The sequence below is a fragment of the Bacillus kalamii genome, from assembly GCF_047238185.1.
Taxonomy (GTDB): Bacteria; Bacillota; Bacilli; order Bacillales; family DSM-1321; genus Bacillus_AD.
Genome location: NZ_JBDFMI010000001.1, coordinates 2,920,682 through 2,941,046 on the forward strand (window position 1 = coordinate 2,920,682; position 20,365 = coordinate 2,941,046).

Here is a 20,365-nt window from a genome sequence, read left to right on the forward strand (position 1 = left end):
TTAACATTTATGGGAGGTTAAATGGCTGAATTTCTATATGAGACACCTAATGTCAAAAACATATTTCAATTCAGAAACTTTCAACCGATGATTATCATACTCTCGTAAACAATTCTTGTAAACTATTTTCTTTGTTTTGCCTGACTTTATGACGAATGTTCACTAATTGCTTTCAATTTTGTAGACTTTCTAGCAAGGAAATTCCTATTTGTTCATCCTCTTTTCTACCTAATTGATAATTGGCCAAAACTACGGAGGCCACTTTCTTTTCTTTATCTATTGCTAAAAATGAACTAAAGCAACCTGTTCCACCGCCATGCAAAATCACATTATGATTTTTCTTTAAGAGCAACCATCCAAGGCCCATATCATACTTCTTTGTTGCATTTCCATATTTTTTGTGGCAAAGAGACATATATGGTTTATCTTCGGATATATGTATCTTTGCATATTTGAGTAAATCGTCAGCAGTTGAACTTACTGCACCCGCCGGTGATATTAGATTTTCCTTGTTCCAGTCCCAGTTGCCGCAATCATCATTTTTTTTGTTATATCCATGTAAATTATTATTTGATGTTCCTAAATATGTATCGCAGAGCCCAAGTTCCTTATGAAGGAACTCATTCATGGTATCCCAATATCCTCTTCCTGATACAATCCCCAACCCATAACCAAGAAGTGAAATGCCGAAATTTGAATATTTCCATGAATAATCCATATTTCTTAATTTATTTTTTTCAATTAGGATTTTCATTTTGTCATAATCCATATTTAGCGGATTAGTCTTATTCATATCTCCACTGCCCATAATCAAACCTAAAATTAGATTAAAATATTCACGCTTATTTAATGGGAGTCTCGCTGAATACCCAGAAGAATGAGTAGCAAGACGGAGCAATGTAGGATAATACTCATCCCCCTTAAGGTCTTCTATATATGTTTGTATTGAATCGTTTATCGACAACTTATCTTCAGCTACATATTTTGATAATAATGATACAGTAAACGTCTTGGTTATCGACCCAATTTCATAGTGGTATTTTTTTGATGGATCTTGTTCCCCTTTTTCATTAAATATTTTTATTACCGAATGATTGTCTGTTGTTAAATAGCCAACAGTTAATTTTATATGTTTCTTTCCTCTACAGGCCCTTTTAATTAATTTTAGTGTTTTATCGCTAATTTCAAACATAATGATTTCTCTCCTTTATCCTTCAATCTTTAAAAGGGTTGATCTATTTTCTTCAAGATAAATTAGCCTATTTATTTATTTTTCCCCTTTATTAACTGCTTGAATTCTTCTTCTCCCAAACTCTTTCATTATGTTCATTTGTAATTCATCAGTATCTTCATCCATGTTTAAATTACCCTCTTCTTCAAATCCGTCGTGAACTTCATCATCAAAACTATAAAGTTTCTTCAATAGCTCCCACATTGTTTCCAATTCTTCAGTTGAAAATTTCTTAAAAAGGTCTTCCAAAAGGAATATGCCTTTTTCTGCAACAACAAGTAATACCTTTTTTCCGTTATTAGTAATTTTTACGTTGATCGCACGTTTATCTTTCCTACTAGGAACTATATGTACATAGCCTTTTTTTTCTATAATCGTGATTAATTGTTTAGTGCTCTGTTTTGTAGTACCTAATTTTCTAGCAATATTATTTAAAGTCGTTTCATCTTCAGGTAAATGCGCAATTGCCACCATTACCATATACTGTCTTGATGTTAAAGGTTCAAGATACTTATCGCTTTTTACCTGAATTTTATTTGCTAAAGAAAACAAAGTAGCATACGTTTGCTGCATTAAAAAAAGTTCTCTGTAAATATCCATATCCGGCCTCCAATTTAGTCATTATATTGTCTAAATTAAGAGTATCACATTTTATAATATAGTCAATATACTGTCTATATTACTCTTGAAACACAAAGCCAGTTCAGTTAATAAAAAACCACCTGCAACCGATTATTTTAATTGAAAATTCCACTTATTAAATATTGCCTGTTCAACTATCCGACCCATTTTTGAACAAGAAAAAATCCTGCATATTAACGCAGGATTTTACCGAAACAACTACTGAACTAAAACGTCCACCCGATAACAGCATAGGCTGATTGTTATCATTAAGATTCCAAGATGTACATAGTTAATGTGAGATACTAATTAATATTCCCTAAATACACGAGAGATCTTTCGTTATGAACATGTGCCATGAGATATCCTCTTAACCCTTTAGGATACATTCTATATCGAAGTAATTCTATTTCTATACCTGCTTCATTGCTAGCAGGATTAGTAGGTTTATGCCGTTATCCATTTCATCTATCAAAGTACAAGCAACTGATTACTCTACTAACAAAAATGGACTATTTTAAAGCGCAAGATTGCTTTTCCGAAAAAAAGATGGAATGGACCCATTCGTCCATTCCATCCATCTTCCCTTTACATTTCCAGTACATGCCCTCCGTCATCGAAGAAATATAGATAACGGCCGTTTAACTGGATGTTAAGTATCTCTTCCACCGCGCGTGTGTATAGGTCAATTTGTACAGCATACCTCTTCTCGAGAATAGGTTTTGCCTGTCCAAATCCATCTGGAAAGCGGTCAGTGATCCGATCAGTCTTATAATCCAATAAGACTGTCCCTTCCTCATCTGTAAACAGGCAATCAATAATCCCCTGAACCATGACCAGTTCATCGGGACCATCCCAATCACTATATGCTTCTTGAGCTGGCAGCATCAAGCTGAAAGGCACTTCACGCTGTATTTTCTGGCTTTGCTTCATCCTTTTTGCCAGGTCTGTTTCAAAGAAAGCCGCGATTTCATCCACATTTACTGCTTCCGCTTGTTCGGCTGTCAAAAATTCTTCTTCAACAAGGCGGTGAATAAGGGATATGATTTTTTCCTCTGTCATATCATCCCTGACATTGGCCTGTTGCATGACTAAGTGGGTGATGGTCCCTCTCTCTGCGCCTGTAATTGATTTAGCTTGCATGAAAGCAGGGCGTTCATGGATTTTCTTGACTGGCTTCATGATTTGGAATGCATTTTCCCTCTCCTGTACTTCAACCTGCCGTTTCAGCTCTGTTACTGTCTGTTTGGAAAGGTGGTTCGCCGCTGCATGGCGCCCGTATTTCCATGAGAGCTGTTCTTTTATCTGTCCGGCAAAATCGGATTCTATATGGACAGCTTGAAAATTGCGCAATGCATCCATCATATCCTGTTCATTTTCTTCCTCATCCACTGTGGCCTTCAAAGCGGTTGCCTCAATGATCGACATCTTCCAGGAAGATGGGTGGCGGACAATCGATTGATCCACTCCCGTATGGGCTGCCCCTTCAAAGAAATCGGCGTTATCCCTATGTCGGGCGAGGGCAGGACCAATCCAATCGCTATAGCTCTTGGCGGAGGCCCGTAAATGCTCCGGGAGAAGCCAAACAGGATGGTGCAAACTAGTCCGCCATTTTTTAAGCGTCTTATCCTTATTCTTTATGCTGCCGATTAAGATCAATTTCTCCTTGGCACGCGTTAAAGCTACATATAGGACCCTCATCTCTTCTGCAATGAGCTCGAGCTGTTTCTTTCTTTTAAAGGCGATTTGCGGCAAGGAAGGGTAGGTAATCCGGAGATCCGGATTCGTATATTTGCATGCAAACCCATATTCCTTATCCAACAGGTAGCTTTTATATAAATCCATCATATTGAATTGCCGGGCAATTCCTGAGACAAAAACAACTGGGAATTCAAGGCCCTTGCTGGAGTGGATCGTCATGATCCGGACCACGTCCTCCTGTTCGCTGAGCGCACGCGCCGTCCCTAAGTCATTCCCGCGGTCCTGCATTCTTTCAATGAAACGAAGAAAGCGGAACAAGCCCCTAAATGAACTTTCTTCATATTGGCGGGCTCTGTCATATAGTGCGCGCAAGTTAGCCTGCCTTTGTTTTCCGCCTGGCATTCCGCCTACATAATCATAATATTTCGTATCACGGTAAAGCTGCCAAATCAAATCAGCAACGGAATGCTGGCGGGCGAGTTCACGCCATACACCAAGCATCTCATAAAAGGTATGGACATTAACATAAAACTCCCCATTGATTTCCGTCTTTCCTTCCTTACAGAAAGACTGCAATGCTTCAAAGTACGAATTGCCTTTGCCATAGGTTCGCACTGCCGCCATTTGCTCTTCGTCCAATCCGACGATCGGAGACCTCAGCACAGAGGCGAGCGGGATATCCTGAAGCGGATTATCAATGACTTTCAAAAGGGACATCATAACTGCCACTTCCGTTGCTTCAAAATAACCGGAAGCCAGGTTACCGTATACTGGTATCCCTTGCTTTTTGAACTCTTCCATAACTTCCGGCGCCCATGTCATCGATCTCATCAAGATGACAATATCACGGTATGTGATCAACCGTTCCAAGCCGGTCTTTGTATCAGTGATTTTCCTTTTCTCATGGATCATCTCTTTGACGGATTGAGCCAACAGCCTTGCTTCCAATTGTGCTTTTTCAAGCTCTTCCTCTTGTTCTTCGGGCATGCCCTTGCTTCCTTCGGATTGATCCCGGTCGATCAATAGAATTTCAACCGGAAATGCTTCATCTTGCGGATAAGGGGCACCCAATTTCAATTCAGCATCATCATCATATACAATTTCACCCACTGTAACGCCCATCAGCTGCTTGAACAGATAATTGGTTGCGTCCAATACTTCCTTTCTGCTGCGGAAATTTTTATTCAAATCAATCCGCAATCCTCCAGCAGCGCCATCGTGTCGATAGGTCATATGCTTTCCTAAAAAAAGGTTGGGCTCTGCCAGGCGGAAACGATAGATGGATTGTTTCACGTCGCCAACCATGAATCTGTTCCCTTCGGCAGGTTCAGGCTTGCTCACTAAATTCAGAAGTGTTTCCTGGACAGAGTTTACATCCTGGTACTCATCGACAAGCACTTCCTTAAATTGGCTTCTGTAGTTTTCGGCAATCTGCGATGGAATGATGTTTCCGTCGCTGTCTGTCCCGGTCAATATCTGCAGGCAGTAATGCTCCAAATCTGAAAAATCGACAATGCTTTTTTCGCGTTTTTCTGCCGCGTACCGTTGCTTGAAATCCTTCACCAGCTCAGCCAGCATCGCCACATAGCCTTTCAATTCTTTCATATCATGAAGATAGCTTTCTGGCTTCCTTGAAAAAAGTTCTTTCTTTAATCCATCGACTGCATCCTTTGCCTGCTTTCGCAGTTCTTTCGATTGTTCGATTAGATCCTTATCATATTCATCGCCTTTAACTGCTTTTAAAGTGGCAAACTTATAACTTCCCATTGCTTCATATAAAGCACTCCATGATTGCGTAAAAGCGGCTTCCAATGTTTCAAGAAGCGTCAGATCCTTCACCAGGATTTCAGCATGCGGAGCCGGTCCGCCTGGGATTTTTGTGACTTCAAGGGCATTCTCAATACAAGCTCTCGCTTCGGAAAGCTGCAGTTGAATATAGAACTGCAATGAAGGGTAAAATGGTAATTCATCAATAACCGCTCCTTCTTGCAGGTCATACATATCAACCATGCTGTCGAGCCAATTTTCAGGATAAGGATGCGAGCTCGAAAAATTATCGAGCGTACGGATGATATTCTGCAATTCAATATCATTCCTGTCGTTGCTGAACGCGTCTACTAAACGGAAAAAAGGATCATTGCCGGCAATGGCATATTGCTCCTCCAATAAATCATCCAGTACCTCATCCTTTAAGAGCTCCGCTTCTGTGCTGTCGGCAATGCGAAATCCCGGATCAATATCGATTTCATAATAATACTTCCGAATCACATCCAGGCAAAAAGAGTGCAAGGTTGAGATAGAGGCCTTGTTCAAAAGGCTGAGCTGCCTTCTCAAATGTTGCGATTCTGCATTTTTCTTAATTTCTTTATCGAGCGCATCTGCAATACGATGTCGCATTTCGGCCGCCGCCGCATTGGTGAAGGTCACAACCAGCAGCTCGTCTACATTCATTTCGTTTGAAATGATTTTATTGATAATACGGTTGACCAGCACAGCTGTTTTCCCTGATCCGGCTGCTGCCGCAACCAAAATATCCTGCCCTTCTGCCCAAATGGCTTTCCATTGGCTTTCTGTCCATGTTAGTTCAGGGGGCATAGCAGGGATTTGGCCTTTACTCATGGTCATCCCCCTTTTCTATTATGCTCTGCATGATTTCATCATGTTTTTTCGGTTGCAAATTCCGGTATTGGTTTTCTTTCAGGGCGCTGTCGAACATGCAAACACTCTTGTACGGACAGAATGTGCATGGAATCCGATCCTTCAGCTTGTACGGATTGATGGTTGTGTTCCCTTCCATAATCTCATTGCCTGATTGTTGATAAATCTGATGGATATGCCCTCTTAGCATTTGAAGCTCCTGTTCACTGGCGATAGGCGCGCCGCTTTTGAACAGTCCCCCAGTTTTATAAGCCACAGATATAACCTTTGAAGCGCTTCTCTCTCCTTTGATGAGATCATGGTCCATCATATTCAGGACATCCTGGTCATTAAGGAGCAAGCCTTTCATCTTAAACTCTTCAAAAATTTTCTCTTCAATCACATCTGAACCAAGCATCTCAGTCGCCTTAATGATTGGATTATGCATATGGAAGTAAAGCATGCCTGCCGGATGCGCTGTTGTTCCTATTAACCTCTGGGCATGGGCGATTATGACATCCAAATATGTCAGCATCTGCAATGCAAGCCCATAATAGACTTCATCCAAGTTCACGTCCTTGCTGCTCGATTTATAATCGATGATGCGCAGATACGTTTGATGATTGATCTCTGCCTTATCCACTCTGTCGATCCGGCCGACTAATTCCATTTCCGAGCCGTTGGCCAAAGTAAAAGAAAGAGGCGGCAGACTATCCTCGGTCCCGAAGCCGAACCCCAACTCCAGTTTGACCGGCTCAAAACCGCTGTGCCTTGCTTGCTCGCTCAATACCATGCTCGCCCTGCTGATTACATTTTCCAGCTTGCGTTTAATAAAATGGTGGCGGTTAGTGCTAAGCAAAATTTGGTTCTGTAGTTTTGGCGCCAACTGCTCAACTGCGCCACTCGCATATTTTCTGCACTCTTCTTTCGTTAAAGTAGCCCAAGATCTCTTTTTTTCCAACAGGTCATCCGAGATGATCTTAATGGCTCCATGGAACATTTCACCAATATCAGGCGCTTCAAGCCTGAACACCTTTCGTTCCTGAAGATGTAAACCGTGGGATGCAAAATGGGAAAATGCGCAGCTGTTGTATTTTTCCATTCTCGAAACGCTTGCTTTCATCCGGTTTCCATACAATTGCTTCGAGGTATGTTCGCTGAGGCGGACCACTTTATTTTCATAAAAGAGGCTCGACAAAACTTTTTTTGCCGCTTCTCTATGTGTCTCTGATTCCAAAAGCTGATTATATAAACTGTACCAGCTGGCTTCCACTTTATAGCCGCGCTTCTTCATTTGCAGCACAGCCGCTAAATTGGATAAGGCGACATCTTCATTCGGCATATATTTCAGCTGAAGTTCTTCTCCTTCAGCACCTGGCTCATTTTGAAAAGAAATTTCTTTCATGGAAGGCACTACTTCTTTGATCCGTTTAATATAGGGTGACGGCAACAAGGCTGCCCCTTCCTCATCCCCTAGTGGATACGTAACAAATAATGCATGTGATGGCGTCGTAAATGCCCTGTATGCCGTAAATTCCTCATCCAACAAACGGGTCATTGAATCCGGAGCCAATTCCACACCAGCCTTAGTGAGGGCATGCCGGTCCTGGTCCGATAAAATGCCTTCCTCGGATACTTTCATAGGCAGAACGCCTTCGTTCATTCCGATGACAAATGCGATTTGCACATCCGTAAGCCTTGAAAGATCCATATTGGCTACGACAACTTGGTCGATGGCAGGAGGAACCTGTGAGAAGTTCATGGCTTGCAGGCCGGAGTCAAGCACCGAAATGAATTGCTTTAGGTTCATTGTCACCGAGCCCATTGTTTCAACAAACTGGTCCAATAAATCCACCACAGATTTCCATGCTTGGCTATGCTGCTGAAGAAGAAGGAGATTCCCTTCTTCCTCTGCCGCCCTTTCCAATTTCTCCAGCTTCTCGGGTATATGGATATCCTCTAAAAATTGGTAAACGGCTTGGGCATATTCCAATCCCGCCTTTGCCCGTTTACATCGTTTGGAGAGTGTATGCAAGGGCTGCGCGAATAGGTCCTTTAATTCATTCAGCATGTCTTCCATAGATTTTTCCTGGTCTGTCTGTCCCCGCTCTTCCAATTCGAGTCCTCTGAATCTACGGTATGACCATCTTTCCTTATTGGTCCATCGATCGCCTTTTATGCCCCTTGATAATACATAATTCTCCAACTGGTCGACCTGAAGCCTCATTTCCCTTTGGTTGCTGTCCAACGGATAAAGCAAGTCTGTCTTGATCGCCCGGAAGACTGGCTCATATCTCCAATGAGTCATAATGGTTTCCAGCGAGGAACGGATCAATTCGACTAAAGGATGATGAAGCATGGTTTCCTTTGAGTCGATAAAAACGGGAATCTTATATTCCTGAAACGTGGTCTTGATCAAATCGTGGTATTGATGGCCGTTCCGCACCAATATGGCAATATCTTTCCACCTGAAATGCTGGTCTCTCACCTGATGGATCATTTCTCTGGCAATTCCATCTATCTCTGCCCGCCGGTTGGCTGCCATTCCCACCACAATATTCGCTTCCCCGGGAAATTCAACAGCTGGTCTTCTATTAAAATGGTGTTCCAAATGTCCGAGGGCCGGTGATTTCTCAAACCTGACAATCTTTTGCATGATCCTGTCCTGCTCAATCTCCACCTGAAGCTGACTTGCTGATTTATAGAGCTGGTCATAGAGCCGGGCACTCATGGCAAATAAGTAAAAGTCACTTGGCGGCCCCTGTCTGAATGCCTGATCCATTGTAAGAGCAACAGTCACTTTTTTACAGTGCTTCATCAATTCATTGACAACCATCAATTCCTGCGGTGTCAAACTATAAAAACCGTCTATATAAATTTCCGCATCCTGCAAATAGGATGATTTAGGGATTTTAGCCGCCAAAAGGGTAAGATAATCTTCCGAATCAAGGTACTTGCCAATAAGGGCTTTGTCAAATTCAGTATAGATAATATGCAGATCATGCCATTTATCTCTAAGGCTCTGGTCGCTTTCCTTGGCGATTCTTTCCTCAAGAATGCCACCCATATCTTCCGGTGAGACACAGTACCGCTTCAATTCGATCAGCATCTGCTCCATTGATTGGATAAAACCTGTTTTTGACGCGGATCGTTGGAATAGCTTCAGCTCATCCTTCTTTTCTTCAATGATTTTGGCAATCATCATGCTTGTCCCGACAGAGCTCAGATGCAATCTGCTCATTCCCCCGGTTTCTTGTAAAACCCGCAAGGCAAGCCGCCGAAAGCTGAAAACCTGTGCCGCGATCATTCCATTTAACCCAGGTGTGCCTGCCAAATTATATTCCGATATAAATGTCATCTGATCCGGCACCAAATAAAGAATCGGATGACGGTCAGGTTGATTATGAAGTTTCTGTCTAATATCATCTAACATCCAAGTTGTTTTTCCGCTTCCGGAACGCCCCAACACAAATTGTAGCGGCATATATCCAACTCCTTTCAGTTCATGTGCGAAGGAAGCAAAAACGCGGTAATGCTCCTAAATAATCAATAAAAAAACAGCAAAATCCATTTCCTTCCTATCCCCATAAACATATATTCAGTATACCATTTTTGCAGGAATCCCGAGATTGACAATTCCTGTTTACAGGGAGAAACAAAGAAGGCAAACAACCATCAGGAACGTTGGTTATCCGCCTTCTTTGAATTCTATAGTTGCCATCCAGTATGTTCTGCTTGTCCCAACAAAAAACGCACTCCAATAGCGGCAATCCTCTATATAAAAACAGTCTACTCATTCTTTCCTCTTTGCCTTTGTTTCACTTTTGATTCGATATCCCTGTTTAGGCTTACCTCAATCCGCTTGCCCACATACCAGAGGATAAAAATAATGAATAGCACAATAGCTGTCCTGTATGGCTTCGTGAATAATGCTGTGATGTCGCTTCCAACAAAGGAAATTGTAAAAATCATAACAAGCTTTCCCGCAGCTACCGCCATCATATACTTCATTGTACTGATCCGCGACAACCCCGCAACAATATTGACCACTGCCGAAGGCGTGAAAGGAAAGCATAGCATAACGAAAATTGGGCCAAACCCATGCACATCCAGCCATTTTGTCAACTTTTTCACTTGTTTATTTCTTTTTATGAATGCAAGCAGTTTAATATGCCCATACTTCCTGATGATTAAGAATACTAATATCGCTCCCACGGTTGATCCTGCCCATGTAATTAAAAATCCAATCCACAAACCGAATGCGTTCGTATTGGCGATCACAAAAACCACTAACGGCAAAAATGGCAAAAATGCTTCAACTAAAGGAAGGAGAATGCCGGGAAAAATGCCGAATTCCTTATACTGCTGAATTAAATCAAGTATATGCTCTGTTGTAAAAAAATCTTTTAATGTCTCCACATCCATATAATGCTCCTTAAACAACGTAATCTTAATCATCTTCACATATGTACTTACTCTTATATTACATATTTTTTGAAGAAAAAAAAGCTGTATAACCCTGATTTTCAATGAAATCTCCTTTTTTCCTTTACCCTTAGCGATTGGAAATCATACATACCCGACAAAAATAGCAAAAGCAGGCATGTTTAACCAGTCAAAAGACTATTTGATGCATATCGGAAACAAAATGTGGAAAGTACCTTGAAATTGAGGAAAGGCTGCTATAGAATAAGAACAAATGTTCTATTTTTAGAGGTTGCTGGAGGGGTTTATAATGACACGTATACCAAAGGAAGATCGCGATATGATTGAGCAAGCTATCTATTTGCCTATGGTGTTAATAGTTCTCCAACGCGATCTTTCTATTTTTCAAAAAGGGCCTTTTAAATTAAGAAGGCCTTATATAGAATGGGTTGAACAAACGATTAAATACGTACAGCTTGAACTGATTAATGTCAAACGTTATTTGAGGCAGCAGAATATTAAAGTAAGTGAACTAAAGCGCGACGACGCATTCACAATGTATCTGTTTCTTTATAAAGGCTTTGAGGAACACCATAATTACTTTAATCCCCGCATTCGAAACAAAGTTGAAGATTTATTGAAGCACTACTTATATGGAAGGCTTGAATGAGGATGGCTTTAGGCTTCCTGTTCACTATAATGGTACTTCCTTCTCGTTTCCATCACATTTTGTTCAAGCTTACTTTTAAGGATGGCAGTCCTGGCTACTTGCGATTCAAAAACACTGAAAGAGATTGGCAGGCAAATATGTTTCTTATTCCTGAATAGCACATTCGTTTCGAACGGCCCATTTTTAGAGAAACGCAATATATGGCTCGAGGAAATCCAGATGCAATCATCCCTTTCCGGCGATGATGTCGGAAACATAAAAATGGAAAATGATTTCTCAATTTCAATGGGCGCTTTATGGGTATAGCCTGTTAAATGCCTCGTGCCCCTCCTTCTCCCTTCATAATCACTTCCAAAATATTCACAGCTTTTTTTGATAATGTCGATGGGCTTACCGCGTGCGGCAAATTCACTTTCTACTTCCGTTACATGGGAACTTTGTTTACCCTCGACAATCATTGGTTGCAACATGATCGTATAAGGATTCACTTCATACTCATCCAAAACCAATTCCAAATAATCTGTCATATCCTCCCCAACCTTTCTTTTTTTATCAATCTTAGGAATAAAATACCATAAAAATGCCAAAAAATTTACAATTTCACACAAAATTCTAAATTATATGTATTAAAATCCTCCTTTTTATATATTTTTTAAATTTTTTAAATTTTCAGTTGATTTTACTTTTATAATTAAATATAATTATAAAAAGGTCTAGGGGTGATGCTTCATGAATAATGAACATTCTTATACAGAAATGATGAAAGCTACATCAAAGAGAAAACAATCCGAAAAAGACACATTCATGCTGGAACTCTATGTCGATATGATTCTTCAGGAAGCCTTGTTAAAAGCACAGCGAGAACAACTTCTTCAAAAAATTGATTATGCACTCGATCACAGAGACAATGCCCTTTTTACAGCCTATTGCAAAGAACTAACAGAATTAAATAAACGATTCGGCGCTTAATCCTACTGGGAACACATTCTTCCTTTCTAAATTATTTCCTGCCGACACTGTTTGAACTGCACTCGTTAATGATATTGGACCATATGAAAAAGAAGGCTGCCCACGCTGCAGCCTTCTTTATTGATGTTTGGGCAGTGTCCTTGCACCTTCCCTTTTATTCACCCATTTCCTTACTATAAGATTCAAGCATTGATATCCGCTCCAGCATCGTCGGATGAGTATATCTGAAAAGTTTCACTAAAATGGGCGGATGGATTTGCGACAAGGAGGTTTTAGAAAGCTCTTGAAAAGTCTTGACAGCAGCATCAGAATCCTTCACCATCTCAATCGCATACTCATCAGCGCTTTTTTCCTCATACCTTGAAACCGCATTTGATATCGGACTCGATGCAAAGCTTAAGACAGACAGGATGCAGAGAAACAAAGGAAGCGAGCTTAAGCTTCCAATCGACGCAATTCCCCATTGCTTTCCTCTTCTTTTCAGCAACCCTTCCATAATTTTAGCCGTCAGCCATAATCCCGCAAAACCGGCTACAGCATACATAACAATTCCATAATAGATATGTTTCTTCACATAATGGCCCATTTCATGTGCCATTATAAACAGAATTTCATCATCGTCCAATTTATTGAGAGTAGTGTCCCAAAGCACAATCCGTGAGTTTGAGCCAATACCTGTTACATACGCATTCATTGTATTTGTTTTCGTAGCCATATCTACTTCAAAGACATGTTCTGCAGGTATATTTGCCTTTTTGGCGATCTGGAGGATTTTTGCTTCGAGCTCTTTATCCTTTAATGGATAAAAATCATTATAAAGCGGATCAATGACAACAGGTTTTAAAAACATGAAAAACATCATAAACGGGATGGACAACAGCCAAAGATATACCCACCACCGCTTAGCGCTTTTCTTAATCAAATAATAAAGAACACTTACAATGACAGCAGTCATCAAAAACCCAAGCCAAAAATCAAGCAGTTCATCTTTCATCCACATAGAAAACGTCTGGTTGGAGATATGATACTTCTTGGCTAAATAGAAACTGATATATTGAAAAGGAAAAAAGGCAGCAAACGAAAGAACAGACAGATAAAAAACATAAATAGCATTTTGAAAGATAGTGAAACGTGTAATAGAAAGAGATGATTTTTCCCATTTTTTTGATAGTCCGGCCATGAGAATAATGGCGTACATAAGCCACTCAAACGGGGTATTCAAAAAAAATAAGAAATTTTTTATTTCTGAGTACTCTTCACTTAACACAAGTTGATGCTCATTCATGAACGTTGTTGGATCAGCGCTCGTCCCTTTATATTGCTGAGGAAAATCTGAATCGCTGAATACAAATAGATACAGAAACATTACTAAGGCAAACAAGATATAAAATCCGACTGCCTTCATTATCATTCTAGGCACCACACAACCTCCTCTTGTTCCCCGCCCTTGAAAACCGGATAGTAATACAAGCCCCTTTACTAATGTAGTTGGCACTTCTATAAATTAGAACCAATTTTATATTCCCTCAATAACTATAAAGAGTTCATATATATTTCAATGTTTTTCCTTTTTTATCACTCTTTGCCAAATATATTTGTTGTATGATATGTATGAAGCACTCTTACATATTCTTTCATATGCATAGTGAGGAAACGGGGCGGAGAAATGAAAAAACTCTATATGATTTTTGCAATCCTATTAGTACTTGGCATTGGCTCGGGCATCTATTATTTTACAGACTATCGGCAATCAAAAATGGAATTTCCTCAGGACATCACATTGCAAACAGTAAAAGGAGAAGACTTTACATATCGCCATTTGAAGCCAAAGGTAAGGCTGGTTGAATTTATGTACACACAATGTCCGGATATATGCCCAAACACGACATTCCAAATGAAACAACTGCGCAGCCGCTTGGAAAAAGAAGGAGTCTTCGGGAAAAAAGTTGAATTTATAACCGTTTCCTTCGATCCGGAAAATGATACCAAGCTTGTTCTCCAAAAATATGCGAAAACATTCGAAATGAATGAAGATAAAGGCTGGTTTCTTCTCTCAGGAAGCAAGAACGATGTTAAAAAATTAACCGACAGCTTTAATTTCCAATTTCGTGACCCCGGTACCGGGCAATTCATCCATTCATCGGCAACCTATCTCCTTGATGAAAAAAATAACGTGATAGCCGTGTTCGGAATGGGAGAAAAAAATTTCAACCAACAAAAAGTATATAAAAAGATCATGAAAGCGATTTAAAGGACTTGTGCCTACAAGCCCTATTGCTTCAAGTATAATTGATTTCTATTCATATCGGCCTCTTTGACAGCTCCAGAAACCAAATAAAATAAAAACATCCCTCGCTTAAAAGGGATGTTTTTGTTCAGACAAGCATTGCACGGTCATTATTCATTTGCTCCCCACGAATGCGCTGGAATTCACTCAAAAGCTTCTCAATTGTCAATTGTTTCTTCTGCTCTTGGTCGCTCGTAAAAATGATCTGCCCTTTATCCATCATGATTAGACGGTTCCCTAAATCGAGGGCTTGCTGCATATTATGTGTGACCATCAATGTTGTCAGGCCATATTCCTTCACAATATTTTTCGTCAGCTCGGTCACCAGTTCTGCCCTCGATGGATCCAATGCCGCCGTATGTTCATCCAGCAATAAAATTTTCGGTTCTGTAAAAGTAGCCATCAATAAGGAAAGAGCCTGCCTTTCACCACCTGATAGCAAGCCGACCTTTGCATTCAAACGGTTTTCAAGGCCGAGGTGAAGCGACTCCAGCTTAGTACGGAAAAAATCTTTCCGTTTCTTTGTAACCCCTAAACGTAATTTACGCGGTGTCGTCCTTCCGTAGGCGATGGCCAAATTCTCTTCTATTGTCATCGTTGGAGCGGTGCCAGCCATCGGATCCTGGAATACCCGGCCAATTTGTCTGGCCCGTTTATGCTCAGGCAAGCCATTAACCTGAACACCGTCAATCGCGACTTCACCTATATCCGGTTTAAGCTTTCCCGATACCATGTTCATCAATGTGGATTTCCCCGCCCCGTTACTTCCGATGACGGTGACAAAATCGCCTTTTTCCAGGTTAAGCTGGATATTGGATAAAGCCATCTTTTCATCTGGCGTACCCTCATTGAATACTTTATAAATCTGCTTTAATTGAAGCAATGTGGTCCCCTCCTGCCTTAACGTCATTTCCATTCTTCAGATGCAATTCACTCAAGCGCTTTTGCTTGCGTGTGCGCTCCTTCTGTTTATCCAATATCTTCGGTAAAATGAGGGCAATAATCACAATAATGGCAGTAATGAGCTTCATATCTCCCGTATCCAAAAACTTCGCCTGCATGGCCAGTGTTACTACAATCCGATAGATAATCGCTCCACCAACAACAGCGAAGGTTGCTCTGACAATGGATTTGCTGCCGAAAATCGCTTCTCCGATAATCACGGATGCCAGACCGATCACAATCATGCCGATTCCCATTCCGACGTCGCTGAAACCTCCATATTGGGCAATCAATGCACCCGATAATGCGACAAGACCATTCGATATGCCTAAGCCGAGTATTTTCATGTTACTCGTATTGGCTGAAAAGCTGTGAATCATATTTTCATTATCCCCTGTAGCCCGGATGGCAAGGCCAATTTCCGTTTTCAAAAAGGCATCGATCAGGAATTTAATGATCAATGTTACAACAAGCATGGCCAGAAGAACTCCCCAGCCTGAGGGAAGCACACCATCAAGGCCCACACTGCCCAATAGATTGCCGGCAGTTTCGTTCAAACCGGAATTGTTCCAAGCATCGCGTATTTTTGAAATTAAGGTATCCTCCGTCAATAACGGAACGTTTGAACGCCCCATGATCCGAAGGTTGATGGAATACAGCGCGATCATCATCAATATTCCCGATAGCAAAGGGTTAATTTTTCCCTTTGTATGAAGCAGCCCTGTTATGGAACCGGCCAAAAAGCCGGCAAAAGCAGCTGCAACGGTAGCCAATAGCGGATTAAACCCATTCACAATCATTATGGCGGCAGTGGCCGCCCCGGTGACAAAGCTGCCATCAACAGTCAAATCGGGAAAATCAAGTATACGAAAGGACAGGTAGACACCCAAAGCCATTATGGCGTATATCATACCTGCTTCCACTGAATTAAAAATTGCTCCTGCCATATCTTTCTTCCTCTCTCTGTAGAAATTCATCGTCCGGCACGTCCAATAGAAAAGAAGGCTGGCGTTGCAAAGATTCGTATATTCACAGATACCTGAAATACAATCTCATCATCGCCAGCCTTTATTCCACCCATAAACTGCTGTACGGAATCTCTTCTTATTTTACGAACTCCGCTTTGTCTTTCCATTCGTCCTTAATCTCTACACCCATATCTTTAGCGGCTTTTTCATTGATGACTAATTTGACTTTATTAGGGAACTCCACTGGGATGTCGCTAGGTTTTTTTCCATTTTTCAAAATGTCTGCAGCCATTTCCCCGGCCTGATAACCGATATCGTAGTAGCTGAAGCCGTAAGCCGCGAAAGCGCCTCTTGAAACAGAGTCCAATTCTCCTGCAAACAACGGCAATTTACGGTCAGCAGCGACCATTATCACCGATTCTAATGCGGAAACGACCGTATTATCTGTGATGATATAGAAGGCATCGACTTTTCCGGCAAGCGATTCAGCGGCCTGTTTTACTTCGGCAGAAGTAGAGACAGACGTTTCAACTACTTTTACCCCTTTGCCTTTAGCCGCTTTCTTCATTTCGTCCACTTGGACAACCGAATTCTGTTCACCGGAATTGTAGATGGTCCCAATTGTCTTTGCTTTCATTTCATCCGCGATGAAGGCAACCGTATTTGGTATAGCTTCAGGGTTATTATCTGATGTGCCCGTGACATTTCCGCCTGGCTTATCCATCGATTGGACGAGCTTTGCACCAACTGGATCCGTAACGGATGTAAAGATGATTGGAATATCCTTCGTTGCGTTCTTGGCAGCCAAGGCGCTCGGTGTCGCATTCGCAAAAATCAAATCAACATTCTGCGATACATAGTTATTGGCGATAGTGGCCGTATTATTCTGATCATTTTGTGCATTCTGTTTGTCTAGATCCGCCTTGACTCCTTTATCCTTCAGTGCCTTCTCAAAGCCCTTGCTCGCCTCATCTAATGACGGATGCTCCACGAATTGGGTGAATCCTATTTTATATGTTTTATCTTTGGATCCTTCCCCGGCATTGGTATCATCATCAGTCTTGGAACCGCATCCCGCTAATAGTAAGATGGACAGCATTCCTGCTGCCATCGTCCATTTCATCTTTTTCATTAAAAATCCCCCTTGAATTTTTCATAGAAAATAAGTGCTTTTACTTTTTCACTGTTACGCTTTTATGTATTAAATTATATCTGTTTTTTAAGAAAATTCAATATATTTAGCTTATTAATAGATTTATTTATTATATTTGTACACTATTAAGCTATCTATATATTCTATTCATGTAAGTGAAAAAGGAATTTATCTTGGTAATGATGATTTGTTCAGAAAAACAATAAACGATATCCACAAAAAAGAAAGCGCTTACTTAAAGTGTCTATTCATCCCCTCTTTCTATCAGCCCTCCTTGTTCAGTGCTTTCGGACCAAACTCTCCGTTCACCATTCAGACACATTTCTCCTCTGCCTATTGTATTCCACATATCTGCAAACTATCCTGCACCTATTCATAATTAGAAATCGACATTTTTCTTCGATTCCTGCAGGATTAGAAAAAGGAGCCCAATTAGAGCTCCTCTTTCCAGACATTCATTCCTTTTTTTCATCCTTCACACTATTTTTCAAATCAAAATAGGCTTTTATGATTCCCTGGCCGATATGTTTATTGACCGAATCGGTGTCTGTTCTCATGTCAGGTACCACAACCGAAAAGGCAACCTCTGGTTTTTCATATGGTGCATAGCCGACAAGCGTCAAGTTATAGGTCGGCTGATCGAGGAGAGTCTTCTGCAATACGGGATCATAGTAATATGATTGCGCCGTACCAGTCTTCCCGGCAATATGGTAATCCCTGTAAGGCTCTTGACTGAAGTACGTGTAGGCTGTCCCGTGCGGAACCTGGTATACACGCCGGAATCCCTCTTGAACATTAGCAATTTCGTTGTTTTTATTATCGATTCTATTCAAATAAACAGGATTAACGCTTTTAAGGATGTTTTCCTTATCCCCTTTATTAAGCGACGGCTCCCGTATCTCATTGACAAGGTGCGGCTTGATTCTGTAGCCGCCATTAGCGATTGTCGATACATATTGAGCCAGTTGCATCGGCGTATATGTATCATATTGGCCGATCGCAAAGTCAAGAAGCAATCCTGGCTCTTCCGCCGTCTTTTTGAATCCGCTTGATTCATTCGGCAAATCAATCCCCGTTTTGACACCAAGCCCGAATTGGGCGAAATGGTTGCGCATATCCTGGAAGGCATCCGAATTATTCGGCAGCTTCATGCCCGGATAATATTCCCGGCCGAGCATTCTTATCGCAAGCTTGAACATATACACGTTTGAAGACCGTTGCAAAGCTTCGACTTCAGTGATTGGCCCCATGGAACTGACCGACTTTTTGACTAGGTTTTTCCCCAATTTAATAGGTGCATCCGTCATTGTGGTATAAGGGTGAATCACTTTTGTTTTATATCCTGTCAGGACAGTCGCACCCTTGACGGAAGATCCCATTGCATAGGCTGAGTTAATTGTGCCAAGGGCATCATCTTTCACCTTATAAGTCCCTTTTTCATACTCAAGCCTTTTCCCGGCCATGCTTAATATCTCGCCAGTCATCGGATTCATCATGACGACATAGGCTCTGTCCAAATGCTGCCCGCCGCTGCTCGCTTTCGCACGGAGCAATTCACTTTTAACGACTTCTTCTACCTTCTTTTGCAACCTCATATCAATCGATAGGACAAGATCGTCCCCCTGCTTGCCTTCCTTCACTTTTTTGGAATCGATGATATTGCCATTTTTATCTGTAACAACTTCATTGACGGGCTTCACTCCTTGGAGGACGTCCTCATATTGCAATTCCAGCTGGCTTGTTCCAACCCGGTCATTCCGGTTATAATCACGTGCCAAATAATAGTCCAGCTTCTCGCTTGGCAGCCCTTTTTCTGAAGTAGATACATTTCCTAAAACCGATCGGAATATATCGCCATAAGGATACTTCCGGTTCCAATCGACTACAACATCAACACCGGGCAGCTCATCGAGAATCTCACTGATTTTGGCAATCTCTGTTTCGGAGACGCCGGTTTTGATTGGCTGTGGCGTAAATGCGTAGCCTTTCTTCATTTCCCTAAAGATGGCCAGTATCTTTAAATCGTCTGTTGTCAACGTCTTGAGATCTTTTTCTGTGATGCGGTCCAGCTGCAATCTATAAAGATCTGCATCTTTCAGCTTTTCATTTTTCAATTCCTTGTCGGATAATTTTTTGACGGCATTTTTCGGATGTTTTAAGATCCAATAATCCTTTTTATCGCGCTCAGTAATTTTCTCATCCGTTACTTTTATATAATGTGTCAGCTTCTCCGCAGTCTTCAGCATTTCCTTCGGGGAATCATGCTCCCCTTGCGTATAAATGATACTGTTCACACCTACGTTATCGATAACCATGCTATAATTGCGGTCCATAATCCGGCCGCGGGGAACGTTCAGCTTGACTGTCTTCAAGTCGGTCCGGTTGAGCATATTCGTATAATCCTCTCCGGATAGAATCTGAACAAACCCCAAGCGGACAATCAATGCCACAAATAGGATAAACACGAAGAAAAACATGATATTCAGCCGAAATGAACTGATTTTTTTTTGTTTTTTTTGTTTTTTGGTTTTCTTTTCCTTACTAAATTTCAAGCATGCCTACTCCCCTTTCGAACTATCATTCTCAAAAAAATAAAAGAGAAATAAGAAAAATTAAACCTATAATGCAATAGAGCATGACCGTCAAAGGCTGGGGCATTATGATGTAGACCATGCTGCAGCAAATAAACGCAATCCCGCTGAACGCACTGACGTTTCTCTTAAACATATCCGTACTCCTCCCTGCATGCCTCTAAACCAGA

The 20,365-nt window shown here is 41.2% G+C and carries 15 protein-coding genes; 3 read left to right on the forward strand and 12 right to left on the reverse strand.

Going from position 1 to position 20,365, the window contains the following annotated elements; translation table 11 throughout:
- Positions 1-172 precede the first annotated feature (172 nt).
- From ABC357_RS14510 to ABC357_RS14530, 5 genes are all read right to left on the reverse strand, one after another.
- Positions 173-1,192, reverse strand: coding sequence for a serine hydrolase domain-containing protein (locus ABC357_RS14510; RefSeq protein ID WP_412888204.1), 1,020 nt, complete (start codon positions 1,190-1,192; stop codon positions 173-175).
- Positions 1,193-1,267: 75 nt separating this feature from the next.
- On the reverse strand, positions 1,268-1,831 hold the full coding sequence (locus ABC357_RS14515; RefSeq protein WP_412888205.1) for a MarR family winged helix-turn-helix transcriptional regulator: 564 nt from the start codon (positions 1,829-1,831) through the stop codon (positions 1,268-1,270).
- A gap of 609 nt (positions 1,832-2,440) precedes the next feature.
- Positions 2,441-6,172: a helicase-exonuclease AddAB subunit AddA gene (addA, locus tag ABC357_RS14520; protein ID WP_412888206.1), complete on the reverse strand. Its 3,732-nt coding sequence runs from the start codon at positions 6,170-6,172 to the stop codon at positions 2,441-2,443.
- A complete protein-coding gene (addB, locus tag ABC357_RS14525; protein WP_412888207.1) occupies positions 6,165-9,674 on the reverse strand; it encodes a helicase-exonuclease AddAB subunit AddB in 3,510 nt (1,169 codons plus the stop codon). The genes addA and addB overlap by 8 nt, the downstream gene beginning before the upstream one ends.
- A gap of 305 nt (positions 9,675-9,979) precedes the next feature.
- A complete protein-coding gene (locus ABC357_RS14530) occupies positions 9,980-10,615 on the reverse strand; it encodes a TVP38/TMEM64 family protein (RefSeq protein WP_412888668.1) in 636 nt (211 codons plus the stop codon).
- Between the two features lie 310 nt (positions 10,616-10,925).
- Between ABC357_RS14530 and ABC357_RS14535 the strand changes: the two genes are divergently transcribed.
- Entirely contained in the window at positions 10,926-11,285 is a 360-nt protein-coding gene (locus ABC357_RS14535) for a YhjD family protein (RefSeq protein ID WP_412888208.1), read from the forward strand.
- Between the two features lie 8 nt (positions 11,286-11,293).
- Here the strand turns inward: ABC357_RS14535 and ABC357_RS14540 are convergent, their stop codons facing one another.
- On the reverse strand, positions 11,294-11,812 hold the full coding sequence (locus ABC357_RS14540) for a competence protein ComK (protein WP_412888209.1): 519 nt from the start codon (positions 11,810-11,812) through the stop codon (positions 11,294-11,296).
- A gap of 202 nt (positions 11,813-12,014) precedes the next feature.
- On the opposite strand from ABC357_RS14540, the gene ABC357_RS14545 reads away from it, so the two are divergent.
- Positions 12,015-12,254 carry an IDEAL domain-containing protein gene (locus ABC357_RS14545; protein ID WP_412888210.1) on the forward strand — a complete coding sequence of 80 codons (240 nt, stop codon included), beginning with the start codon at positions 12,015-12,017 and terminating at the stop codon, positions 12,252-12,254.
- 154 nt (positions 12,255-12,408) lie between these two features.
- On the opposite strand, the gene ABC357_RS14550 is transcribed toward ABC357_RS14545, so the two are convergent.
- Entirely contained in the window at positions 12,409-13,665 is a 1,257-nt protein-coding gene (locus ABC357_RS14550) for a M48 family metallopeptidase (RefSeq protein WP_412888669.1), read from the reverse strand.
- 255 nt (positions 13,666-13,920) lie between these two features.
- On the opposite strand from ABC357_RS14550, the gene ABC357_RS14555 reads away from it, so the two are divergent.
- The gene (locus ABC357_RS14555; protein WP_412888211.1) at positions 13,921-14,505 is read left to right on the forward strand and encodes an SCO family protein; all 585 of its coding nucleotides are present in this window, start codon (positions 13,921-13,923) and stop codon (positions 14,503-14,505) included.
- Positions 14,506-14,629: 124 nt separating this feature from the next.
- Here ABC357_RS14555 and ABC357_RS14560 read toward each other — a convergent pair whose 3' ends face one another.
- From ABC357_RS14560 to ABC357_RS14580, 5 genes are all read right to left on the reverse strand, one after another.
- Positions 14,630-15,424, reverse strand: coding sequence for an ABC transporter ATP-binding protein (locus tag ABC357_RS14560; RefSeq protein ID WP_412888212.1), 795 nt, complete (start codon positions 15,422-15,424; stop codon positions 14,630-14,632).
- Positions 15,399-16,430, reverse strand: coding sequence for an ABC transporter permease (locus tag ABC357_RS14565; RefSeq protein ID WP_412888213.1), 1,032 nt, complete (start codon positions 16,428-16,430; stop codon positions 15,399-15,401). The genes ABC357_RS14560 and ABC357_RS14565 overlap by 26 nt, the downstream gene beginning before the upstream one ends.
- 157 nt (positions 16,431-16,587) lie before the next feature.
- Positions 16,588-17,574, reverse strand: coding sequence for an ABC transporter substrate-binding protein (locus tag ABC357_RS14570; RefSeq protein WP_412888670.1), 987 nt, complete (start codon positions 17,572-17,574; stop codon positions 16,588-16,590).
- Positions 17,575-18,059: 485 nt separating this feature from the next.
- Positions 18,060-20,156, reverse strand: a complete 2,097-nt coding sequence (locus ABC357_RS14575; protein WP_412888214.1) for a peptidoglycan D,D-transpeptidase FtsI family protein — start codon at positions 20,154-20,156, stop codon at positions 18,060-18,062.
- A gap of 31 nt (positions 20,157-20,187) precedes the next feature.
- Entirely contained in the window at positions 20,188-20,331 is a 144-nt protein-coding gene (locus ABC357_RS14580; protein WP_412888215.1) for a hypothetical protein, read from the reverse strand.
- Positions 20,332-20,365: the final 34 nt, after the last annotated feature.